Origin of the sequence: Bradyrhizobium cytisi, assembly GCF_008123515.1 — a bacterium.
GTDB lineage: Bacteria > Pseudomonadota > Alphaproteobacteria > Rhizobiales > Xanthobacteraceae > Bradyrhizobium > Bradyrhizobium cytisi.
The window spans coordinates 37,745-58,934 of sequence record NZ_VSSR01000016.1 but is presented as its reverse complement, the minus strand read 5'-3'; the positions used below and the strand labels follow the sequence as shown (position 1 = coordinate 58,934).

29 protein-coding genes are annotated in these 21,190 nt (G+C 63.6%); 13 read left to right on the top strand and 16 right to left on the bottom strand.

Annotated elements, in window-relative coordinates; translation table 11 throughout:
• The first annotated feature begins 3 nt into the window (after positions 1 to 3).
• Complete coding sequence (gene ettA / locus FXB38_RS09405) at positions 4 to 1,653, top strand: energy-dependent translational throttle protein EttA (protein ID WP_148750592.1); 1,650 nt, start codon at positions 4 to 6, stop codon at positions 1,651 to 1,653.
• Between the two features lie 7 nt (positions 1,654 to 1,660).
• Positions 1,661 to 2,887, top strand: a complete 1,227-nt coding sequence (locus FXB38_RS09400; RefSeq protein ID WP_148750591.1) for a lytic murein transglycosylase — start codon at positions 1,661 to 1,663, stop codon at positions 2,885 to 2,887.
• Positions 2,888 to 2,970: 83 nt separating this feature from the next.
• On the opposite strand, the gene FXB38_RS09395 is transcribed toward FXB38_RS09400, so the two are convergent.
• A complete protein-coding gene (locus FXB38_RS09395) occupies positions 2,971 to 3,255 on the bottom strand; it encodes a hypothetical protein (protein ID WP_148750590.1) in 285 nt (94 codons plus the stop codon).
• 240 nt (positions 3,256 to 3,495) lie between these two features.
• The gene (locus FXB38_RS09390; protein ID WP_148750589.1) at positions 3,496 to 3,834 is read right to left on the bottom strand and encodes a hypothetical protein; all 339 of its coding nucleotides are present in this window, start codon (positions 3,832 to 3,834) and stop codon (positions 3,496 to 3,498) included.
• Between the two features lie 136 nt (positions 3,835 to 3,970).
• Here FXB38_RS09390 and FXB38_RS09385 point away from each other — a divergent pair, with 136 nt between their 5' ends.
• The 3 genes from FXB38_RS09385 to bfr all read left to right on the top strand — a co-directional run bounded on the left by FXB38_RS09385 (position 3,971) and on the right by bfr (position 5,325).
• Positions 3,971 to 4,264 carry a hypothetical protein gene (locus FXB38_RS09385; RefSeq protein ID WP_148750588.1) on the top strand — a complete coding sequence of 98 codons (294 nt, stop codon included), beginning with the start codon at positions 3,971 to 3,973 and terminating at the stop codon, positions 4,262 to 4,264.
• Between the two features lie 167 nt (positions 4,265 to 4,431).
• Positions 4,432 to 4,704 carry a (2Fe-2S)-binding protein gene (locus FXB38_RS09380; protein ID WP_148750587.1) on the top strand — a complete coding sequence of 91 codons (273 nt, stop codon included), beginning with the start codon at positions 4,432 to 4,434 and terminating at the stop codon, positions 4,702 to 4,704.
• Between the two features lie 132 nt (positions 4,705 to 4,836).
• On the top strand, positions 4,837 to 5,325 hold the full coding sequence (gene bfr / locus FXB38_RS09375) for a bacterioferritin (RefSeq protein WP_148750586.1): 489 nt from the start codon (positions 4,837 to 4,839) through the stop codon (positions 5,323 to 5,325).
• Positions 5,326 to 5,386: 61 nt separating this feature from the next.
• On the opposite strand, the gene FXB38_RS09370 is transcribed toward bfr, so the two are convergent.
• The 3 genes from FXB38_RS09370 to FXB38_RS09360 form a co-directional block, all read right to left on the bottom strand.
• Positions 5,387 to 5,989, bottom strand: coding sequence for an MSMEG_1061 family FMN-dependent PPOX-type flavoprotein (locus FXB38_RS09370; protein WP_148750585.1), 603 nt, complete (start codon positions 5,987 to 5,989; stop codon positions 5,387 to 5,389).
• A 76-nt stretch (positions 5,990 to 6,065) separates the two neighbouring features.
• Positions 6,066 to 6,410, bottom strand: a complete 345-nt coding sequence (locus FXB38_RS09365; RefSeq protein ID WP_148750584.1) for a hypothetical protein — start codon at positions 6,408 to 6,410, stop codon at positions 6,066 to 6,068.
• 140 nt (positions 6,411 to 6,550) lie between these two features.
• Entirely contained in the window at positions 6,551 to 7,612 is a 1,062-nt protein-coding gene (locus tag FXB38_RS09360) for an alpha/beta fold hydrolase (protein WP_148750583.1), read from the bottom strand.
• Between the two features lie 234 nt (positions 7,613 to 7,846).
• Between FXB38_RS09360 and FXB38_RS09355 the strand changes: the two genes are divergently transcribed.
• Positions 7,847 to 8,113: a DUF2277 domain-containing protein gene (locus tag FXB38_RS09355; protein ID WP_148750582.1), complete on the top strand. Its 267-nt coding sequence runs from the start codon at positions 7,847 to 7,849 to the stop codon at positions 8,111 to 8,113.
• A gap of 96 nt (positions 8,114 to 8,209) precedes the next feature.
• Positions 8,210 to 8,425 carry a hypothetical protein gene (locus FXB38_RS09350; protein ID WP_148750581.1) on the top strand — a complete coding sequence of 72 codons (216 nt, stop codon included), beginning with the start codon at positions 8,210 to 8,212 and terminating at the stop codon, positions 8,423 to 8,425.
• A 13-nt stretch (positions 8,426 to 8,438) separates the two neighbouring features.
• On the opposite strand, the gene FXB38_RS09345 is transcribed toward FXB38_RS09350, so the two are convergent.
• From FXB38_RS09345 to FXB38_RS09335, 3 genes are all read right to left on the bottom strand, one after another.
• The gene (locus tag FXB38_RS09345; protein WP_148750580.1) at positions 8,439 to 8,957 is read right to left on the bottom strand and encodes a collagen-like domain-containing protein; all 519 of its coding nucleotides are present in this window, start codon (positions 8,955 to 8,957) and stop codon (positions 8,439 to 8,441) included.
• A gap of 122 nt (positions 8,958 to 9,079) precedes the next feature.
• The gene (locus tag FXB38_RS09340; protein WP_148750579.1) at positions 9,080 to 9,328 is read right to left on the bottom strand and encodes a helix-turn-helix domain-containing protein; all 249 of its coding nucleotides are present in this window, start codon (positions 9,326 to 9,328) and stop codon (positions 9,080 to 9,082) included.
• 199 nt (positions 9,329 to 9,527) lie between these two features.
• Positions 9,528 to 10,295 carry an SDR family NAD(P)-dependent oxidoreductase gene (locus FXB38_RS09335; protein WP_148750578.1) on the bottom strand — a complete coding sequence of 256 codons (768 nt, stop codon included), beginning with the start codon at positions 10,293 to 10,295 and terminating at the stop codon, positions 9,528 to 9,530.
• Positions 10,296 to 10,406: 111 nt separating this feature from the next.
• Between FXB38_RS09335 and FXB38_RS09330 the strand changes: the two genes are divergently transcribed.
• Together FXB38_RS09330 and FXB38_RS43720 are read left to right on the top strand one after the other, a co-directional pair.
• Positions 10,407 to 10,892, top strand: a complete 486-nt coding sequence (locus FXB38_RS09330; RefSeq protein ID WP_148750577.1) for a J domain-containing protein — start codon at positions 10,407 to 10,409, stop codon at positions 10,890 to 10,892.
• Positions 10,893 to 11,064: 172 nt separating this feature from the next.
• The gene (locus tag FXB38_RS43720; RefSeq protein ID WP_246229772.1) at positions 11,065 to 11,352 is read left to right on the top strand and encodes a hypothetical protein; all 288 of its coding nucleotides are present in this window, start codon (positions 11,065 to 11,067) and stop codon (positions 11,350 to 11,352) included.
• Between the two features lie 335 nt (positions 11,353 to 11,687).
• Here the strand turns inward: FXB38_RS43720 and FXB38_RS42630 are convergent, their stop codons facing one another.
• Both FXB38_RS42630 and FXB38_RS09315 read right to left on the bottom strand, forming a co-directional pair.
• Positions 11,688 to 11,948 (bottom strand): hypothetical protein, encoded by a 261-nt coding sequence (locus FXB38_RS42630; protein WP_187434763.1) that lies wholly within the window; start codon positions 11,946 to 11,948, stop codon positions 11,688 to 11,690.
• Positions 11,949 to 12,102: 154 nt separating this feature from the next.
• On the bottom strand, positions 12,103 to 12,486 hold the full coding sequence (locus tag FXB38_RS09315) for a RidA family protein (RefSeq protein WP_148750576.1): 384 nt from the start codon (positions 12,484 to 12,486) through the stop codon (positions 12,103 to 12,105).
• Positions 12,487 to 12,920: 434 nt separating this feature from the next.
• On the opposite strand from FXB38_RS09315, the gene FXB38_RS09305 reads away from it, so the two are divergent.
• Positions 12,921 to 13,355 (top strand): hypothetical protein, encoded by a 435-nt coding sequence (locus tag FXB38_RS09305; protein WP_148750574.1) that lies wholly within the window; start codon positions 12,921 to 12,923, stop codon positions 13,353 to 13,355.
• Between the two features lie 134 nt (positions 13,356 to 13,489).
• Here the strand turns inward: FXB38_RS09305 and FXB38_RS09300 are convergent, their stop codons facing one another.
• The gene (locus FXB38_RS09300) at positions 13,490 to 14,182 is read right to left on the bottom strand and encodes a glutathione S-transferase family protein (protein ID WP_148750573.1); all 693 of its coding nucleotides are present in this window, start codon (positions 14,180 to 14,182) and stop codon (positions 13,490 to 13,492) included.
• Positions 14,183 to 14,193: 11 nt separating this feature from the next.
• Complete coding sequence (locus tag FXB38_RS09295; protein WP_246229770.1) at positions 14,194 to 14,646, bottom strand: hypothetical protein; 453 nt, start codon at positions 14,644 to 14,646, stop codon at positions 14,194 to 14,196.
• Between the two features lie 182 nt (positions 14,647 to 14,828).
• On the opposite strand from FXB38_RS09295, the gene FXB38_RS09290 reads away from it, so the two are divergent.
• The 3 genes from FXB38_RS09290 to FXB38_RS09280 all read left to right on the top strand — a co-directional run bounded on the left by FXB38_RS09290 (position 14,829) and on the right by FXB38_RS09280 (position 16,990).
• The gene (locus tag FXB38_RS09290; RefSeq protein ID WP_148750572.1) at positions 14,829 to 15,314 is read left to right on the top strand and encodes a DUF4262 domain-containing protein; all 486 of its coding nucleotides are present in this window, start codon (positions 14,829 to 14,831) and stop codon (positions 15,312 to 15,314) included.
• Positions 15,315 to 15,633: 319 nt separating this feature from the next.
• On the top strand, positions 15,634 to 16,071 hold the full coding sequence (locus FXB38_RS09285; protein WP_148750571.1) for a VOC family protein: 438 nt from the start codon (positions 15,634 to 15,636) through the stop codon (positions 16,069 to 16,071).
• Positions 16,072 to 16,261: 190 nt separating this feature from the next.
• Positions 16,262 to 16,990, top strand: coding sequence for an SDR family oxidoreductase (locus tag FXB38_RS09280; protein ID WP_148750570.1), 729 nt, complete (start codon positions 16,262 to 16,264; stop codon positions 16,988 to 16,990).
• On the opposite strand, the gene FXB38_RS09275 is transcribed toward FXB38_RS09280, so the two are convergent.
• The 4 genes from FXB38_RS09275 to thiC all read right to left on the bottom strand — a co-directional run bounded on the left by FXB38_RS09275 (position 16,987) and on the right by thiC (position 21,067).
• On the bottom strand, positions 16,987 to 17,643 hold the full coding sequence (locus tag FXB38_RS09275; RefSeq protein WP_148750569.1) for a glutathione S-transferase family protein: 657 nt from the start codon (positions 17,641 to 17,643) through the stop codon (positions 16,987 to 16,989). The two genes, FXB38_RS09280 and FXB38_RS09275, sit on opposite strands and share 4 nt — an antisense overlap.
• 196 nt (positions 17,644 to 17,839) lie before the next feature.
• Complete coding sequence (locus FXB38_RS09270) at positions 17,840 to 18,382, bottom strand: mismatch-specific DNA-glycosylase (protein WP_187434787.1); 543 nt, start codon at positions 18,380 to 18,382, stop codon at positions 17,840 to 17,842.
• 208 nt (positions 18,383 to 18,590) lie between these two features.
• Complete coding sequence (locus FXB38_RS09265; RefSeq protein ID WP_148750567.1) at positions 18,591 to 19,004, bottom strand: hypothetical protein; 414 nt, start codon at positions 19,002 to 19,004, stop codon at positions 18,591 to 18,593.
• Between the two features lie 164 nt (positions 19,005 to 19,168).
• Complete coding sequence (gene thiC, locus FXB38_RS09260; protein ID WP_148750566.1) at positions 19,169 to 21,067, bottom strand: phosphomethylpyrimidine synthase ThiC; 1,899 nt, start codon at positions 21,065 to 21,067, stop codon at positions 19,169 to 19,171.
• Between the last annotated feature and the right edge of the window lie 123 nt (positions 21,068 to 21,190).

Below are 21,190 nucleotides of genomic sequence, written 5' to 3'. Positions count from 1 at the left end.
CCGATGGCGCGCCAATTTGTCTACTTCATGGACGGCCTGACCAAGAGCTACCCGACCCGCAAGGTGCTCGACAATATCCGCCTGAGCTTTTACCCGGACGCCAAGATCGGCGTTCTCGGCGTCAACGGCTCCGGTAAGTCGACCCTGCTCAAGATCATGGCGGGCCTGGACAAGGAGTACACCGGCGAGGCCTGGGTCGCCGAGGGCGCGCGCGTCGGCTATCTCGAGCAGGAGCCGCACCTCGATCCGAAGCTGTCCGTGCGCGAGAACGTCATGCTGGGCGTCGCCAAGCAGAAGGCCATCCTCGATCGCTACAATGAGCTGGCGATGAATTATTCCGAGGAGACCGCAGACGAGATGACCAAGCTGCAGGACGAGATCGAGGCCCAGGGCCTCTGGGATCTCGACAGCAAGGTCGACCAGGCCATGGACGCGCTGCGCTGCCCGCCCGACGATGCCGACGTCACGAAACTCTCCGGCGGTGAGCGCCGCCGCGTCGCGCTGTGCAAGCTGTTGCTCGACCAGCCCGAGCTGCTGCTGCTGGACGAACCGACCAACCATCTCGACGCCGAGTCGGTGTCGTGGCTCGAAGGCCATCTGCGCAGCTATCCCGGCGCGATCCTGATCGTCACCCACGATCGCTACTTCCTCGACAACGTCACGAGCTGGATCCTCGAGCTCGATCGCGGCAAGGGCATTCCCTACGAGGGCAACTACTCCTCCTGGCTGGTGCAGAAGCAGAAGCGGCTCGAGCAGGAAGGCCGCGAGGACGCCGCGCACCAGAAGACGATTGCACGCGAGCAGGAGTGGGTGGCCTCTTCGCCGAAGGCACGTCAGGCCAAGTCGAAGGCGCGCTACCAGCGCTATGAGGATCTGCTCAAGCAGGCGAGCGAGAAGCAGACCCAGACCGCGCAGATCATCATTCCCGTCGCCGAGCGGCTCGGCGCCAATGTCGTGGATTTCGAGGCCCTCAGCAAAGGCTATGGCGATCGCCTGCTGATCGACGATCTCACCTTCAAGCTGCCGCCCGGCGGCATCGTCGGCGTGATCGGGGCGAACGGCGCCGGCAAGACCACGTTGTTCAAGATGATCACCGAGCAGGAGCAGCCGGACAAGGGCACCATCACGGTCGGGGAGACCGTGCATCTCGGTTATGTCGACCAGTCGCGCGACGCGCTCGACGGCAGCAAGAACGTGTGGGAGGAGATCTCCGGCGGCAACGAGCTGATCCTGCTCGGCAAGAAGGAAGTCAACTCGCGCGGCTATTGCTCGTCGTTCAACTTCAAGGGCGCCGACCAGCAGAAGAAGGTCGGTGCGCTCTCCGGTGGTGAGCGCAACCGCGTCCATCTCGCCAAGATGCTGAAGTCCGGCGCCAACGTGCTGCTGCTCGACGAACCGACCAACGACCTCGACGTCGACACGCTGCGCGCGCTCGAAGAGGCGCTGGAGGATTTCGCCGGCTGCGCCGTCATCATCAGCCATGATCGCTGGTTCCTCGACCGCATCGCCACCCACATCCTGTCCTTCGAAGGCGACAGCCACGTCGAGTGGTTCGAAGGCAACTTCCAGGATTACGAAAAGGACAAGATGCGCCGGCTCGGCCAGGACAGCGTCATTCCGCACCGCGTGAAGTACAAGAAGCTGACGCGGTGACTGCGTGATGATGCGGCGGGCGCTCATCGCTGCGGTGATCGTGATCACCTGTGGCTGGTCGTCCGCCCAGGCCGCCGATGCAGCCTTCACGCAATTCATCGCCTCGCTCTGGCCGGAAGCGCAAGAGGCCGGCGTCTCGCGCGCGACGTTCGATCAACAGACGCGCGGGCTCGAGCCGGATTACAAGCTGCCTGATCTGATCCTGCCCGGGCGGCCCGCGACCGGCGCGCCATCGCAGGCCGAGTTCGTGCAGGTGCCGGCGGACTATGTCAGGGAAGGCTCGATTGCGAATCTCGCGGGCGAGGGGCAGCGGTTGCTGCAGAAATACAATGCCGCGCTGACGAAGATCGAGAAGAATTCCGGCGTGCCGGCCACCGTCATGCTCGCGATCTGGGGCCGCGAGACCGACTACGGCCGCTACACGCTGCCCTACGATCTCGTTCGCGTGCTGGCGACGCAGGCCTATGTCGGCCGGCGCAAGGACACCTATCGCAACGAGTTCATCCTCTCGCTGAAGATCCTCGGCGAGGGCGTGGTGACGCGCAAGGACATGCGCTCGTCCTGGGCCGGCGCCACCGGGCTCACGCAGTTCCTGCCGTCCGAATATTACAAGCACGGCGTCGATTTCGACGGCGACGGCCGCATCGACATCTGGCACTCGGTGCCGGATGCGCTGGCCTCTGCTGCGCAGCAGCTCGTCAACAAGGGCTGGCAGGGCGGTGTGCGCTGGGCCTATGAGGTGAAGGCGCCGGCGAAGGTCGACTGCACCACCGGCGTGCCCGAGGTGACGAAGCCGATCGGCCAGTGGTTGCGTGAAGGCTTTGTGCCGGTGCGCGGCGAGCGGCTCAGCGCGGCGGAGCAGGCGCAGCCGGCATCACTGCTCCAGCCGGAGGGCATCTATGGTCCGGCGTTCCTGACCACGAAGAACTACTTCGTCATCAAGGAATATAATTTCTCCGATCTCTATGTGCTGTTCGTCGGTCATCTGAGCGACCGCATGACGAGCCCGCTCCCGTTCGCGACGCCGTGGTCCGCGTCGAAGCAATTGCGCACCAAGGACGTCGAGACGATGCAGCGCGGGCTGACGCGCGCCGGGCTCTACAAGGACAAGATCGACGGCAAGGCCGGCATGCAGACGCGCGCAGCTCTCGGCGCCTATCAGAAGTCGGCCGGGCTCAAGGTCGATTGCTGGCCGAGCGAAGAGGTGCTGCGTTCGATCCAGGCGGCGCGCTAACAAAGCCGCCAAAAAAGAAAAAGCCCGGCCGATGGTCGCGGCCGGGCTTCGATCGCGGCGCTCATGAGCGCCTTGCGATCAGATCAGTAGCAGACGCGAACCGGACGAACGGTCCAGCCATAGCCGTCCCAATAGCGCTGGCGCTGCCAGTAGCAGGGCGGGGGCGGCGGGCCGGGCTCGGCCACGTACACCGGTCCGCCGTAAGCGGGACGGCTCGACGCGATGGCGCCGCCGATGATCGCGCCGCCGAGCAGGCCGGCCGCGATGCCGACACCGACGCCGTCATGGGCCTGCGCGGACGGAGTGGCGGTCACCAGCGAACCGGCGACCGTCGCAACCGTGAGGGCGGCAACAATAGTCTTCTTCATGCTCTTGGCTCTCCTGGGAGATGGACGCATCTCGTTAGGAGCGTCCGGGTTTGAAAGGTTCACGCACACGCTGATGGAATTGGCCTTGCAGCTAGGAAGCGCGCAAATGGTCAATCCACGGTAAACGCACACAGAGCTGTGACGAGAAAAAGCGGTCTTTTTCGGGCCCGGAGATGAACGGCGCATCCGTTGTGAACCGGCTCAACTCAGTCGACTGAATCGAACCGGCGCTAACGCGCCTCAGCCACAGACTCGGACGCGACGGATGCGCCAGGCGTAGCCGTCCCAGAAGCGCTGCTTCTGCCAGACACAGCCATCGCCGTAATAGTCGTCGGCGACGTAGCCGGGACCCGGCGCGTAATAACGGGGCGGATAGTAGCCGGGGCCGTAGCCCGGACCATACGCGTAGCCGGGACCTGGTCCGTAATAATACGGAGAGGCTAGCGCGCCACCGACGATGGCGCCGCCGATGATCCCGGCAGCGACGCCGGCAGCGACACCACGCTGTGCATGGGCCGGCATACCTGCAGCCAAAACCAAGGTGGCGGCGGCAGCGACCGCCATAACCGACTTCTTCATTTGGGCGACCTTTCACAGCGAATGCGGAACTCTTGCGGCCAAAGTTCCATACTTCGTTTGAACGATCAATGAACGGCGCATCGGCCGGGTGCGACCAATTGGTAGAAATGGCCGATTTCATGCCTGGGAGGCGAACATGAACATCCTGACCAATGCCCTGATCGCCGTCGCGGCCGTCGGCGTGGTCGGCTATGCCCTGATGAGCCATTTACAGAGCCGCGCCCCACGCCCGCGCGCCCGGGCAGGCGGCGACGGCGGAAGCGATACTTATTCGGATACCACGAATGAGGGCGTCTCGCTCGGAAGCTGGTTCTCCAGCGACAGTTCCGGAAGCTCAACCGACAGCGGAGGCTGCTCCACGAGCGATAGCGGCGGGGGTGGAGATTGCGGAGGCGGGAGCGATGGTGGGGGAGGCGGGAGCAGCGATTAGGCCCGATCAGACATCATCTTGATCCAGCGCAACTCTCTATTTTAGAGCCGTTCTAGGCCTGTTTCCGGGCCAGTTTGGAATAGCTTGAAATACCGGTTTTTCCTTTTGCATCCGGACGGCTCCTTAAATATCGATGATGGCGCATCACCGAAGGGCCTACCGCTTCCATGATCGTTTGTTCCTGTAACGTGCTGAGCGATGACGACATCCGCGCCGCCGTCGCCGAGTCCGACGATGCCGTGCGTCATGCCAAGCAGATCTATGGATGCCTCGGCTGCAGCGCCGAATGCGGCCGCTGCGCCCGCACCATCAAGACCATTATCGACGAAGCGCTCGGCCCCTGTGCCAAGTCGTGCTGCTCCGGCTGTCCGCACAGCCACACCGTGGCCGCCAATGACGAGGCGGCCCAGCCTGCCCAGTTCGCCCTCGCGGCCTGCTGAAAACTTCCGCAAATTTGGCTGAGCTTTCCCCGGCCGCGTCTCCGTAGCCGGTTGCCCTCGCTCGTAAACTCATTTAGAAGCGTTCTAAACTCGGTTTAGGACCGATTTGGACTGCAAGAGCTGGAGTGAACCATGCAGGGCGACGCAAAAGTTATCGACTATCTCAACAAGGCGCTGCGTCACGAACTGACTGCGATCAACCAGTACTGGCTGCACTACCGCTTTCTCGACAATTGGGGTCTCCGCGACATGGCCAAGGTCTGGCGCAAAGAGTCCATCGAGGAGATGGAGCACGCCGACAAGCTCACTGAGCGGATTTTGTTCTTCGACGGCTTCCCGAACATGCAGGTGCTCGATCCCCTGCGCATCGGTCAGAACGTCAAGGAGATCATCGAGTGCGATCTCGCCGCCGAGATGAGCGCGCGGGCGCTCTACCAGGAGGCGGCGACCTACTGCCACAGCGTCAAAGACTACGTCACGCGCGACCTGTTCGAGAAGCTGATGAGCGACGAGGAGCATCACATCGACTTCCTCGAAACCCAGCTCGACCTGATCGGCCGCATCGGCCTCGAGCTCTACACCCAGAAGCACGTCGGCGGGCTCGAGGGCGAGGGGCACTAAGCTCCGGCGGCAGCCGCGCACTCCAACGTCGTCCCGGCGAAGGCCGCGACGACGCTGTGATCTAGAGCTGCGTCTTGTAGCGCTCTTCCACGATCTCCTGGCTCTCCGGCTCGCCGAGGCTGGTCTGGTCGTGGATGACCTGGCTGATGCTCGGCATCACCGAGCGCTGCACCTTCTCCGGCGCCCAGAGCTTTGAGCGCATCAGCGCCTTGCCGCAGTGGAAATAAACTTCGTTGACAGCAACGCTCAGCACCGCGCGCGGCGGCTTGCCGAACTCGACCATCGAAGCGAGCAAATCCGGGTCGGCCGACAGCGCGCCGCGCCCACCGACGCGCAGCGTCTCGTCGATGCCCGGCACGAAGAACAGCAGATGCACGAAGCCCGAGCCCTCGACGACGTTGCGGAAACTGTCGATGCGGTTGTTGCCGGCACGGTCGGGCATCAGTAGTTGATTGGGGCCGGCGACGTGGACGAAGCCGATGCTGCCGCCGCGCGGCGAGGCGTCGACGCTGCCGTCGGTGCCTGATGTCGCGAGCACGCAGAACGGCGACATCTCGATGAACTTCTTCGCATGCACGTCGATCGCGGGACGCGCCTTTGCGATCACGCGCGGGGTCGGCTTCGCATAGATGGTGGCGAGGTCTTCGGCGCAAAGGTCGGTCAACGGCATGCCTCCAGATCGGTTCGGCGTCAAACTACCCGATCGGGCCATGTCCGCCAACGATATCTATCTTAAGACGTTAAACTGCGTCGGCGGGCACGAAGCAATTGATGATGATGGTGCCGCGGTGGTGGACGTACCACACCACGGCCTGGCCGACCGGATTGCCGCGATCGCGGATGATGGCGCGCTCGGGCACCTCCATCCATTGTCCCTCGATCGGCACCCAATACGTGCCTTTGCGCACGTCGTAGTCGGTGCGATGGCCATCGGAGATGTCGCAGCAAGGTACGCCGTTCGGCGCGATTACACTCTTGAACCAGGCGCGGATGTCGGGCGAAACGTTGTCGTACTGGCCGTTGTCGAACGCGAACGCGGCGCTCGTCATCGCGGCGAGCCAAACGCACAGCGCAAGCCTGTGCATGCGATCCTCCTCATCGCGTGTCGATTCGTATCGTTGACGCGATTAAGCCCGAGCCGTCGGCTCATTGCATGCTCAAATAATATGCGGCGCCGAGGCGCCGCATATGATGCGTTGCGATATCGGGGCAGCTCTGGCGATGCCTACATCGTGCGCTGCGGCGCGGTTTGCAGCAGTTGCCGAACCTGCTCGCTGTAGAATTTTGCGTTGCCGGTGGTGCCGTGGCCGCGCGTCTCGGTGGTTGCGGGGATGAGATACAGCTTGCCGTTCTTGACCCGCTTCATCGCAGCGTCCGTCACGCCGGTCTCTGGCGGGTTGCGCTCGTCGTCGGCGGAATTGACCAGCAACAGCGAGGCCTCGATTTCCTCCAGCTTTTCGGCGGCATTGTAGTCGTGCGAGGACTCCCACTGGTAGACGAAGTCGTTGGCATCCGCCGTGATCGGCGTCGCCAGCCGTTCGTCGACGATCTTGTCCGCCTTCGCCGCGGTCGGCGCCTGTTGCTGATAGGCGAGTGTGCCGCCGATGCTGGCGATGCCGTAGGCCGTGATGGCGTACTTCATCATGCGCGGCTGGCTGGCGTAATTGCCGCCATTGTAATCGGGATCGTTGCGGATGGTGTCGAGCATGATCCGCCGCATCATCCAGTTGCGCGACGCCATTTCGCTCGGCTGCGAGGCCATCGGCACCAGCGCGTCCATGTCCTTGGGATATGCCTCGCCCCACAGCCAGGTCTGCATTCCGCCCATGGAATTGCCGATCACGAGCCGCAGATGCTTGACGCCGAGGCCTTCGGTTACGAGGCGATGCTGCGCCTCGACCATGTCGTCGTAATTGTATTTCGGGAAGCTCGTCTTCATGCCGTCGGACGGCTTTGACGATTTGCCGTGGCCGATCGCGTCGGGAATGATGATGTAATATTTGGACGCATCGAGCGGCTGTCCGGCGCCGAACATCTCGCCGGCGAAGGCGGGTGTCAGCATGCTCGCGCCCGAGCCGCCGGTGCCGTGCAGCACCAGCACCGGTTGTCCGGTCGGTTCACCGACAGTGGTGTAATGCAGCTTCAGCTCCGGCATGACTTCGCCGGTGTGGAACTTGAAATCCCTGGCGACCCAATCGCCTTGTTTCGGCGCCGGATAGTCGGCGGCGAATACCGATGTCGAGATGGACAGCACAACGGCCGACAGCGCCGCGCAAGAAACTTTCATGTTTGTCTCCCAAATGTGCGGCTCATGGCTCGTGGCCGCGTTGCGCGCGATCTTATCAGCAGGCCGCCTGGGATCGAGAGCGGACCGCTGCTCACCCCCTGAAAAACATTCCCTCGATGTTGCGGCGCGCAAGTGGAATATTCGGACCCCTGTGACATGCGGCTGCATGCGATGTAGAATTTCGGCTTCTCCATCCGTCCTTGGATCAAATCGGGCTTCTACGGGAGAGACTGCATGTGCCGCAACATCAAGACGCTGTTCAATTTCGAGCCGCCCGCGACCGAGGACGAGATTCATGCCAGCGCGCTCCAGTTCGTGCGAAAGCTCTCCGGCTTCAACAAGCCGTCGCAGGCCAATGAGGCGGCATTCGACCGCGCGGTCGCCGAGGTCTCGGAGGCTGCGCGAAAACTGCTGACCTCGCTGCACACCCATGCACCGACGCGCGACCGCGAGGTCGAGGCGGAAAAAGCGAAGGAACGTTCGCGGCTGCGCTTCGGTTAGCGGTTCCGCCGGGCACGACCGTGATCTGGCTCACGGAAGCGATGCCCATCACGCGCGATGATGTTCGCCGGGGTTTTGACAACCCGGAGCACGATCATGAGCCGCCGCCTTATTCCACTGAAAGCAGGTGCCATCGTTTTCACGCTGTTGTGGACCGCGTGGATGATGTGGTGGAGCGGCTCGTTCTCGAGCGCGAATGTGGTGATCCTGGCCGTTTGCGGCGCAGCGGTGGGTTATCTCTGGTACCGCGCCATGCGCTGGCAATTCGAGCGCATGGGCATGCTGCCGCGGCGTGAGGATCAGGCGAAGTAGGCGCCTGCTGGTCCTAGTGGCCGTGCTTCTTCTTTTTCTTCTTTTTCTTGTGCGCGTCGCCTTCGGCATCGTCGCTCTCGGCGTCGTCGTCGGAGGACGCATCTTCAGCCTCGTGCACGGCGGCCTCTAACGCGGCGCGCTCCGCGGCCTCCTGCTCGCGCTGGCGGCGACGCTCGTCCCAGGCGTCGAACAACTGCTCGAGCCACGGCAGCACCTGCTCGATCGACGGCAATTGGCCGGGCGGACCGGCCTCGCCGCGCGGGCCTTGAGGGCCGGCGGGGCCTTGCGGACCCACGGCGCCCTGCGGTCCGGCTGTGCCACGCGCACCGGCTTCGCCCGGCTTGCCCGGCAGACCGGCCTTGCCCTGCGCTCCGGCCTTTCCGGCCGGTCCCGGCTTGCCCTGCGGTCCCGGCTTGCCGCGTGCGCCGTCGGGGCCCCGCTTGCCCGGATGACCCTGCGGCCCCGGCCGTCCCGGCTCGCCCTGCCGTCCGCGCGGACCCTGAGATCCCTGCCGTCGCTGATCGTCTGCCACGCCGCTGCTCCTTCTGCGCACGCAAGCTACTTAGCGGCGTTTGACGACAGCAGCAATTCCGCCCGCGCATGATGCCGGGCTTGATTAACATCAATCGGCCCGACGGGGCACGGCCCCACGCGTCAATCGTGATACGCCGGCACCTCGATGCCGGAGGCCGCGTACAGCCTGATCTTATTGCGCAGCGTGCGCACCGACAGGCCGAGCACGCGCGAGGCGCGCGTGCGGTTGCCGTCGCAGCGCGCGAGCGTCTGAAGCACGAGCTCACGCTCGACCTCGCCGACGGTCGCGCCGATCAAAAGTGGAACGATCTCGTTGGGTGCAAGGAATTGCGCGCCTTGCTCGGGCGCCGCGACGTGAACAGTGGTCATCAACATACTCCCCGATCAACGCCCGCTTCCATCGTTGGAAGCGGATCGAGAACAACGACCCCCAAGCCGTAGATCTACGGTGGCCGGGTTTGGTTAATGAAAGGTTAATCGCGCGCCATCGCACGAATTGACCTTGGGAATGCCGCCGCGCCGCCGCGATTGGCACGAGATGCATAGCGATGCGGACCGATCTCGCCTCTCACACTGTGCGATATCCGCCGTCCACCATCACGATTGTTCCCGTGACGTAGGACGACAGGTCCGAGGCGAGGAAGATCGCGGGGCCGACGATGTCCTCGGGCTTGCCGGCGCGCGCGAGCGGAGTGTGATCGACGAAGGCCTGCACCAGCGCGGGATTGGTGGCGCGTACATTGGCGTTGAGATTGGTCTCGATGAAGCCCGGCCCGATCGCGTTGACGCGCACGCCCTCCTTGCCGAGCTCGACCGCGAGCGCCTTGGTGAAGCCGAGCACGCCATGCTTCGAGGTCGTGTACGCCGCCGAGCTTGGCGTGCGCAGATGCACGAAAGACTGGATCGAGCCGATATTGACAATGCGGCCCTTGCTCGCGCGCAACGGCGCGAGAAAGGCCTGCGTCGTATTGAAGACGCCGTTGAGGTTGAGCGAGATGATGTCGTTCCAGTCCTTCGCCACGGTCTCCGTCTCCGCGGTGAAGGGGTTGCGGCGGGTGATGCCGGCATTGTTGACGAGGATCGAGACCTGCCCGACCTTGTCGGCGACGGTCTTTGCCAGCGCAAAGCAATCGTCGCGCCTGGTGACGTCGAGCGCAAAGCTCTCGGCCTTGCCGCCGGCCTTGCGGATCTCTTGGGCCGCCTCCGCGACCGTTTCGGCATTGACGTCGAGCAGCACGACCTGCGCACCCTCGCGCGCATAGCCGGCGGCGATCGCCCGGCCGATGCCGGAACCCGCGCCCGTGACGACAGCGATGTGGTTTGCAAGCAATGCCATGACATTTTCCTCCCGGATTCGTTTCTAAGTTTCATGAAAGGCTAACTCGAAATTAAGGGGTCGGAAACGGCCGCCTTGGCATACTGATTCCCATTGCTAAACGTTGCGCGCATGATGGAACGACTTGAATCCTGGAAATTGGCGCTCGAGCGCCTGCGGTCGGCGGAATTCGCCGACTGGGCCGAGGTAGGGCGGCTGGTGGCCGAGATCGTGCGGATGAGCAGCGACGCCACGCTGCGGCAGGCCGCCGAGCAGGCGCTGCCCGTGCTGCGCCAAGCCGCGGACAATGACGACCACGGCGTCACGCTGGCGGCCCGGCGCCGCCTAGGCGTGATCCTTGATGTCGTCCATGATCTGACCGCGCCGCGCTTCGGCCGCCGCAACGCGGCGCCGAAGAAACTGTCCAGCGAGGATCGCGCGCGCAAGATGCTGGGCCTGCCGCTCGCCGTGCAGCTCACCTGCGACGACATCAACCAGGCCTATCGCCGCGCCGCCAAGGGCATACATCCCGACCAGGGCGGCAGCGCGCAGGCCTTCATCGACCTTTCCACCGCGCGCGACGTTTTGATTCATCCCGGCGCGCACAAGGACGCGTGAGGGCGCCTCAGCTCTTGTTGACGCAGCTCGGATAGGGCGCGGCGTGATCGGGCAGAGGTCGATCGGGCTCAGATCGCGCAGGCGGGCTTCCCAGCGGTCGTCGTTGACCGGCGGCTCGTCGCTTTCGGGGCCGCGCTCGGCCCATTGGATGGTGTAATAGTCGGTCGCGCCCTTGAGCGTGATCAGCAGCGCGGTTTCGCTGTGCCGCGTCGGGCCGCTGTCGATGCGGCCGCATCCGATCACGGCAACAAAGCCCTCGAAGCGGCCGAACGTGGTGGCGCCCAGCGGCCTGGCGGCAAAGCTGTCGGGACAGGCCGTCTTGAACCGGCCTGCGATGGTGCCTGCGAAGATCTGCGGCGATGCGCCTGGCGTCAGCGTCATGCCCTTCTCGCCGGTGACCGTGATCATCTGCGTCCAGCGCTCGGGCGTCTCGCCCGTGAGCACGGCTTCGCGGATGTAGTGGCCGCCTTTGGTGTTCTCGAACACGGCCGCGAAAGTCGACGGCATCGCGAAACTGACGAGCTGGCTGAAGATCGGCGAGATCACGCGAAGGGATTGCGGAGCCTGCGCCTGCGCCGTTGCGGCGAGCAGGAGCGATGCGGTGAGAGCGGCTAGCATCATCGTCCGTGCGCGCATCGGCCTGCTCCAAAAATCCGGGTTAAAAAAACGACCGGGCAAGGATGCTGGCATCGCATCCTTGCCCGGCCCTTGTCGTCCGCCAATCGAATTCTTACCAGCTGCAGTGACCGGCCTTCAACGCGTGATCCTTCAGGGCGAGCGGACTGGCGGATCGGCTCAGAGCGTGCAGCGGCGCTCGGCGCGCAGCTTGATCTGGAGCTCGGAGGCGGCCGTGAAGGTCGGGACCGGCTTGCTGACGACCTTGTAAGTCGAGGCGCCCCACTGGAACGGCTTGTAGCGGAGGTCTTCGTTCCAGACCTGGCAGATGCCGGTGTTGTCCCAGCGGATCACGTAATAGCCGACCGCCGCGGAGGCCGGCACGGCAAACACGGAGGTGGCGATGCCGGCAACGGCACAGAGGGCGAGAACGCGACGCATGCAAAATCTCCTGATGGGGAAGTGTGACCTGAAAATTCGTGCGGTAAAAGCAGGTCCTTTGCAAGCCGAGGAGCGGCCGTTCACGGATATGTCAGATGGAGTCGTGCACTTGGTTCGGCCGAGTGCCCGGCAAGACACACGCGCTCAGCATGGCTCACTTCGCCAGCGAGGCCACCGCCTCGATCTCGATCAGCATCTTTGGATCGGGCAGTGCCTGCACCACGCAGGTGGTGCGTGCAGGAAAAGGCGGCGGGCCGAACGCGCCGGCATAGAGCGCATTCATCGCGGCAACGTCTGAGGCGCGGGTCAAGAGCACGTTGACCTTGGCGAGGTCGCGCGTCGTGACGCCGGCCTCGTCGAGCACGCGCTTGATGTTGACGACGACATTGGCGAACTGCGCCTCGAAGCCGTCGGGCAGCGCACCGTTGGCGTCGAAGCCGGGAATGCCGGAGACGAACAGCAGGTCGCCGACGCGGGTCGCGAACGAGAGCGGCGGCGCCTTGACATGCGGCGGGGGCGCGAAATGCTGGATCGGCATGGGGACCTCGGATGTAACATTGATGGCGTTCGCAGGAAGCGTAGCGGCATGCGGGGCTTGCTCCAACAGGAAACGCGAAAACAACCCCATGCACAGTAGAAATGATTGGCGGAATTGGAATTCGGGAAGGAAGAAATATCGCTTGACCCGTCGGGCAAAACACCGGCAGGATGGCATGGTGGCGATCATGCCCGAGAGGCCGGAATCCATCCACCCGTCATTGCGAGCGCAGCGAAGCAATCCAGACTGCCTCCGCGGAAAGATTCTGGATTGCTTCGCTCCGCTCGCAATGACGGAGGATGCGGACCTTCCGCGAGTCCAGTCGCCACCGCACTTGCAGAAACTCCCCCCATCATGTTGCCGCCGCGATCGATCGGATAGATTGCAGCATCTGATTCGCATTCCCCTTGAAAAATAGCCCCCGGAGACGCCCCATGAAGATTGCTTCCACCTTGCGTGCCGCGCTCGTCGCCATTGCCGCGCTGGCCGGCCTCTCGACCGCGGCGCAGGCCGATGGCGGCACCGTGGTGCTGACGATCTACAAGGCGGGCTGGTTCATCGGCGGTTCTGGCGGGAGCGGCGTGCTGAACTTCCGCGGCCGTTCCTATTCGCTCTCGACCGGCGGGCTCGATTACGGGCTGGTCTTCGGCGGCTCCAAGACCGTGCTGCGCGGCCGCGTCTCCAACATCAACCGTCCTTCCGATGTCGCCGGCGTCTACGGCGCCGCCGGTGCCGGCCTCGCCGTCGGCCGCGGCGCCCGCGCCATCGTGCTGACCAACCAGAAGGGCGCGGTGCTGGAGCTGTCGGGCTACCAGACCGGCCTGATGGCGAACGCGGATCTGAGCGGGCTTGCGATTACGATGCGGTAGAGGACGGTGTCGCAGGACTCGGTGCCGTAGGGTGGGCAAAGGCGCGCAAGCGCCGTGCCCACCATCGGTGTCCGCGACATACGAAAAAGTTGGTGGGCACGCTTCCGCTTTGCCCACCCTACAGGACCTGCGGACTACGCGCTCACCATCGCATGAACCCGCTCGCAATGCGCGACGAGGTTGTTCTGCGCATCGACGAACGCCTTCAGCGGCGTCGGAATCGGAAAGTAATAGATGTTCGCGATGAAGCCGTAGATGCCGGCATCGCAGCTGGTCGGCCGCTCGCCATCCACAAAGCCGTTCGCGGGCACGATCTCGGCCAGCACCTGCAAGTCAGCCAGCCCTCGCGCATAAGCCTGCTCGGGCGCGTAGCGGCCGATGCCCTGGTAGTGATAGCGCTGCGCATTGTAGGCCTTCGCCTTCTCGAACCCGGCGGCATCGATCTGCGGATGCTGCGCGATGAAGCCGTCGCGAAATGCGGGATAATAACGCTCGTCCTTCCAGCGCGAATAGGACATCACCCAGTAGAGATCATCCAGCATGCGCGTGACGAAATGATGGGTGCGGCGCTGCGCAGGCGACAGCGCGGCATCGATGGTCAGATGATACTTCGCAATCGCGTGCGCGATGATCGTCTCGCTGTCGCCGATGGTCTCGCCGTCATCGACGACATAAGGCAGCTGCCCGCGTGGGGCTGTGGAGGCATCGAACACGTGCTCGTGCACGAACGTGACGCCGGCGAGCTTCAGGAAGGCATAGACCTTGAGCCCGTAGCCGTTGTTGTCGGCGACGCCGAACAATTGCGGGTAGGAATAGAGGGTCAGCATGGTGGCTCCGTTTATTCGCGGGCCGGTTCGTCCGCCCGTGTGCCGGTGATGTTCGCCTGTGCGCGCTTGCTGGCGCGGATCATCAGGAACGATCCTGATGTGCCCGGCAGCCGCCAGCGACCGTCGATCTCGGTTGCCTCTCCGTTCATGATGCCGTCGTACTGGACAATGTCGAAGCCGTAACCCGGCGGCTCGTAGCGCTTGACAAAGGACACGACGCTACCGGCGCGATGGCCCGTGACCGAGGCGCTGTGGGTGCGTAAGGGGCAGCGCGGATTCGAGCAGGGTTCGGTGACGTGGCCTTCGATCGCGCCGCCGGCCTCGACCAGCGTCGCCGTGAAGGTGACCATTCCCGTGCCGGGTTGGATGTAAGTGCCGTCCCAGACACCGGAGAGATCGTCGCTCACAGCAGTGGCTTCCTCGACATGATGAGCGCCGGTTGAGGCCCGGCTGTTCCGTCCCACGTTCTTCCGCTCCAAGTCGTATCGCCGCCATCACGCCCTTGCAATAGTCCGCACGCGACGTCGATCGATCGGAGGATGCCAACCGTTCGGCGGGCGGAATTTGGAGAGGCAATCGCTGTAGCACTGTGGCCGGAAGCTGGTACATTGATGCTGATTTCCTCACCCCGTCGCGAGAGCTGCGCATGCTCGACAGTTTCGTATGGCCCGAGCCTGACGGGGCTCCCGACGAGATACTGTTCCGCAACGTCCGCGAACACGGCTGTCATCTGATGGGCATCGCCGCTGAGGCGCAGGCCCCGGCTTATGTTTTCTCGATCGGTCTCTACCTCAATTACGCGCACGCCGAACTGGTCTTGTTCGGGCTCGACCCAACAGACGCTTGCGCTGTTATCAACGCCGTTCGCGACCGCGCTGCTGCGGGACAGCGCTACGTCGCCGGCGACGTCTGCGACGACCTTCCGCTCGATCGGAAGGTCTGCTTCGTCGAGGTGCCGCTCGAGGTCTACGATGCCTATCTGGGCACGGCGATCTGGTTCTATGCAAAGCTGCCGCGGCCGTTTCCCTGCCTCCAGATCGTGTGGCCGGATCAGGACGGGCGGTTTCCATGGGAGGCTGGATGCGATGCGCGGCTGAAGGATCATCAGCCGCTGTTGCGGCCGCTTTCGTGAGAGGCTGATCCAGCGTGGTCGCAAAAGGTGCCGTAGGCTGGGCAAAGGCGCGCAAGCGCCGTGCCCACCATCGGTGTCAGTGGTACGCGAGAAAGTTGGTGGGCACGTTTCCGCTTTGCCCACCCTACGAGACTTGCAATAATCCGCGCGCGACGTCGATTAATCGGAGGATGCCCGGCATCAACGGTTTGGCGGAGGCCAGGCAACCTCTCGGGATCGAAAAAAGTGCTGTTCCGCCTGTCGGATCACCGGCCGCGCGTTCGTCCTTCGAGCGACGGCGCGCGCGTGCGCGTCCGGTTTCGCAGAAGGATATCCGCACATGACGTCCATCACGCCGTTTCTCTGGTTCGACAACAACGTTCCGGAGGCCGTCGCCTTCTACAAATCGGTGTTCCCCAACGCCAAGGTCGAGACCGTCAGCGACTTCATGGCGGTGTTCGAGCTGGAAGGGCAGCGCTTCAACGCGCTCAACGGCGGGCCGCAGCACCGCTTCAACGAGGCGGTGTCGTTCTTCATCAGCGTGGAGACGCAAGGCGAGGTGGACTATTTCTGGAGCCGCCTCACCGCCGACGGCGGTGCGGAATCCAAATGCGGCTGGCTCAAGGATAAATTTGGGCTCTCCTGGCAGGTGGTTCCGACAGCGCTTGGCCGCTATCTCGGCGACCCCGACCGGACCAAGGCCAACCGCGTCATGCAGGCCATGATGGGGATGAAGAAGATCGTGGTTGCCGATTTGGACAAGGCGTATGCAGGGTGAGGGCTGACGGTGCGGTAGGGTGGGCAAAGGCGCGCTGTTCGCGCGCCGTGCCCACCGTTCTGGCGGATTTGTGGAGAGATGGTGGGCACGGCGCAAGGGCGCCTTTGCCCACCCTACGAAGCCGGCGATCCGCTTCGCCAACTCGCCTTTGAATCACTATACTGCCGACCATCGGCTGAATGGTGATCTCATGGGAAGCGAATTGGCGGGCAAGGTTGCCGCCGTGACCGGGGCCGCGTCGGGCATCGGGTTGGCGAGTGCCGAGGCGATGCTGGCCGCGGGCGCGCGCGTGGTGATGCTCGACCGCGACGAGGCCGCGCTGAAGGCGGTTGGCAACAAGCATGGCGACGCGGTGATCCCGCTGGTCGTCGACCTCCTGGATCCCAAAGACTGCGCAACGCTGCTGCCGCGCGTTCTGGAGACGGCAGGGCAGCTCGACATCCTGCATGCGAATGCGGGCACCTATGTCGGTGGCGATCTGGTCGATGCCGACAATATGGCGATCGACCGGATGCTGAACCTCAATGTCAACGTCGTGATGAAGAATGTGCACGACGTGCTGCCGCACATGATCGCGCGCCGGACCGGCGACATCATCGTCACGAGTTCTCTTGCCGCGCATTTTCCGACGCCGTGGGAGCCGGTCTATGCGTCGTCCAAATGGGCGATCAACTGCTTTGTCCAGACGGTGCGGCGCCAGGTCTTCAAGCACGGCATTCGCGTCGGCTCGATCTCGCCCGGCCCGGTCGTCACCTCGCTGCTCGCGGACTGGCCGCCCGAGAAGCTGCAGGAAGCCAGAGACTCCGGCAGCCTGCTGGAGGCCAGCCAAGTGGCTGACGTGGTGATGTTCATGCTGACCCGGCCGCGCGGCATGACCATTCGTGACGTGGTCATGCTGCCGACCAATTTCGATCTTTAAGGCGCGTGCTTCGACGCCGCTGTGAAAACCGTCAGCTGCGCCTCGAACGCGCGGCGGAAGGCCGGGCGTGCTTCGCCGCGGGCAACATAGGATGAAAGGGTCGGATAGTCGCCGAGGATATGCGAGGCATTCAGCCTGCGTAGCACGGTCACCATCAGGAGATCGCCGGCGCTGAACGCGCCGTCGAGCCAGTCGGCGTCGCCGAGTCGGACCGACAATTCGCCGAGCCGGACACGGACGCGATGGTTGAGGACAGTCAGGCGCTCGTCATACCAGCTCTTGTCGCGTTCAAGCAGCATCGCCATTCCAAGCTCGACGATCGGCGGCTCCAGGGTGTTGAGCGCGGCAAACATCCACGCGATGGCGCGCGCCCTGGCGTTCGTCCCGGCCGGCAGCAGCCCGTCATGATGCTCGGCGATATGGAGCACGATTGCGCCGGTCTCGAACAGGGCGAGATCGCCGTCCTCGAAAGTCGGGATTTGCCCGAACGGATGCAGCGCAAGATGCCCCGGCTGCTTCATGGCCTCGAACGACACCAGGCGAACATCGTAGGGCTGGCCGACCTCCTCGAGTGCCCAGCGCACCCGCATGTCGCGCGCGTGTCCCCTGCCGCGGTCGGGTGAGTTTGCGAAGGCGGTGATGGTGGGGGGCAATTGAGGTCTCCGTGTTGATCAGGTCGGTGTGCAGAGGACGAACGACTGGTGCGGATTCCGACAGTCTCGTAGGGTGGGCAAAGGCGCGCCGTTCGCGAGCCGTGCCCACCGTTCTAGCGGATTGGTGGAGAGATGGTGGGCACGGCGCAGGGGCGCCTTTGCCCACCCTACGGCACTGCGTCTGGGGCGCTATTGATTAGCCACCCTCCGCAGCGATCCACTCCGCCAGCTCCCGCCACGGCTCCAGCGTCCAATGCCCGGACGCAGCGCCGGACGGCGACGGCAACACAAATATCTCCGGCAGGCTCTCGTCGCGCGGCTGCCGCCCGAGCGCAATCCCGCTCGACGGCCTGCCATAAAACAAGCTCGCCGCCTTCTTGCTCGTGAACGCAATCGTCCGCGGCCGATACTTGTCGATCTTGGTCCTGAACCCCGGCACGTCGATTGCTTCAGCCGCGATCTGATGATCCATCCCAGCGCCCGACTTGGAAAGGTCGGTGAAGCCGATCCCGAGTTCGGTCAGCGCGGCGAACTCGCCCGGCTGATAGCGCCGCGGCGTGATCCCGGCCTCATGGATCGCGCGCCAGAAGCGGTTGCCGGGATGGGCGTAATAGTGCCCGAGCTCGGCCGAACGCGTGCTGGCGGCGGTGCCGACGAAGACGAGGCGCAGGTTGGGACAGAGCTGGTCGGGAAGGCGGGTGCGGATGGAGCTTGGCAAATCAATCGTCCGCAGTGACATAGTCAGCGAGACCATCGGCGATATTCGGCGCGACCGTCAATCCCGAATGTCGCTTCACTTGCCCATACTTGCTACTCTTCACATTTTCCGGAAATGCTTCCAACGACCTTTCTGTCGACAAGCATCTCGCCCGCCCGGCCAAGCTTCTGCACCTCCTCAAGAGTCAATCCACCTTTGATTTCAAAAGAGATAACCCTGATAGTGACGATCAAGCGATCGCAGTCTTGTCTGTACAGAGACATCTGGTCGCCTCTTGTGTGTTGCTGTAGCGAATTGACTGGCCGTCCGCCGATGCGCCAATTTGCGCCGCGTCAGGTGTGATAAACTGCGTGCGGACGGACACGCCGTGTGTCGAAGAATATGCGGCGACCTCTCCCAACTGAAAGTCTTCGTTAAACGAAATCCGTTTGGGCGGCTGAGGCAACGGTGATGGAAGAGTCAGAACTACAGGCGGCGATTTTTGGCTCTCCCTGAAGAGACCAAGAAAATCGTTGATCGAATTGGTGAACGAGCCGACTCCCGCAACCACCGTCGCAAATATTGTTATCGCGGCGACTAAGGGGCGGTTCTTGAGCCTTCGTGTCCATTGTTCGACCAATGAGCCTTCACCATCGTTTCCCATTGTCTCGCTCCAAATCTCAAGGTGCTTGAAACAAAAGTCCTGTTGGAAAGTATAATCTACCTTAGATAGAATATGTCGCGTTGAGTCGTTGGTGTCCAGCGGATAAAAAGAAGCCGGGCAATAGCCCGGCTTCTTATGGACGTGTGTGTCTTGAAAGGGATGACTCAGAGCACCCGATTGCTCTCCTTCACCTTCTCCGCATCCAGATACACGCTTGAGCCCATCTCCTTGAACTTCGCGCTCATCTGCTTCATGCCGTCCTCGGCGGTGCCGCTCAGCGACATGCCGATCGAGTTCGGATCGTTCAGCGTCGCCGCATAATCCCGCACGTCCTGCGTGATCTTCATCGAGCAGAATTTTGGTCCGCACATCGAGCAGAAATGCGCGACCTTGTGGGCTTCCTTCGGCAGGGTCTCGTCGTGGAAGTTTTTCGCGGTATCCGGATCGAGGCCGAGGTTGAACTGGTCGCTCCAGCGGAAGTCGAAACGGGCGCGGGAGAGGGCGTCGTCGCGCAGCTGGGCGGCGGGGTGGCCCTTGGCGAGATCGGAGGCGTGGGCGGCGATCTTGTAGGTGATGACGCCGACCTTGACGTCGTTACGATCGGGCAGGCCGAGATGCTCCTTCGGCGTGACGTAGCAGAGCATGGCGCAGCCGAACCAGCCGATCATGGCCGCACCTATCCCTGAGGTGATGTGGTCATAGCCCGGCGCGATGTCGGTGGTCAGCGGTCCAAGCGTGTAGAACGGCGCTTCGCCGCACTCCTTGAGCTGCTTGTCCATGTTGATCTTGATCTTGTGCATCGGCACGTGGCCGGGGCCTTCGATCATGACCTGGCAGCCCTTGTCCCACGCGATCTTGGTGAGCTCGCCGAGCGTCTCCAGCTCCGCGAACTGGGCGCGGTCGTTGGCGTCCGCGATCGAGCCGGGGCGCAGGCCGTCGCCGAGCGAGAACGAGACGTCATACTTGCGCATGACGTCGCAGATCTCGTCGAAATGGGTGTAGAGGAAGCTTTCCTTGTGATGCGCCAGGCACCACTTCGCCATGATCGAGCCGCCGCGCGAGACGATGCCGGTGACGCGGTTGGCGGTGAGGTGGATGTATTGCAGGCGCACGCCGGCGTGGATGGTGAAATAGTCGACGCCCTGCTCGCACTGCTCGATCAGCGTGTCCTTGTAGAGCTCCCAGGTCAGCTGCACCGGATCGCCGTTGCACTTCTCCAGCGCCTGATAAATCGGAACGGTACCGATCGGCACCGGCGCATTGCGCAGGATCCACTCACGCGTGGTGTGGATGTTGCGCCCCGTCGAGAGGTCCATCACGGTGTCGGCGCCCCAGCGGATCGCCCACACCATCTTCTCGACCTCTTCCTCGACCGACGACGTCACCGCCGAGTTGCCGATATTGGCGTTGATCTTGGTCAGGAAGTTGCGGCCGATGATCATCGGCTCCAGTTCTGAATGGTTGATGTTGCAGGGGATGATGGCGCGACCGCGCGCGATCTCGCTGCGCACGAACTCCGGGGTGATGAAGGCGGGCACCGAGGCGCCAAAGCTCTCACCGTCGGCGAGGGCGGCTTCCGCGCGATCGAGTTGTTCTTTGCGGCCGAGATTTTCGCGGGCGGCGACGTAGATCATCTCCTTGGTGATGATGCCGGCGCGGGCGAATTCGAGCTGCGTGATCTTGTGGCCGTCGAGACCGCGCAGCGGCTGGTGATAGGCGGCGAAGGCGCGCGCGGCCTTGTCGGTGGAGACGCTGCCATTGTCCTCCGGCTTGATCTGCCGTCCCGCATATTCCTCGACGCCGCCGCGCTCCAGCACCCACTGCTTGCGGCCGCGGGCGAGACCGGCGTTGACGTCGATGGTGACGCTTGGGTCGGTGTAGGGGCCCGAGGTGTCGTACACCGGCAGGTTCGGCTCGCCGGCACCTTCGGACAGGATGATCTCGCGCAAGGGAACGCGCAGGTCGGGCGCGGCATCGGGCGAGGCGAAGATTTTTCGCGACGAGGGCAGCGGGCCGGTGGTGACGGCGGGAACGGTCTGTTGCGGGTTGGAGCGGATGTTCATGGGGTCCTCCGGTTAATTTCGGTGCGCGTGCGTTTGAGCGACGGCGGTGAATTCTTGCTCCGTCATTGCGAGCGCAGCGAAGCAATCCAGACTGCATCCGTGGAGGGATTCTGGATTGCTTCG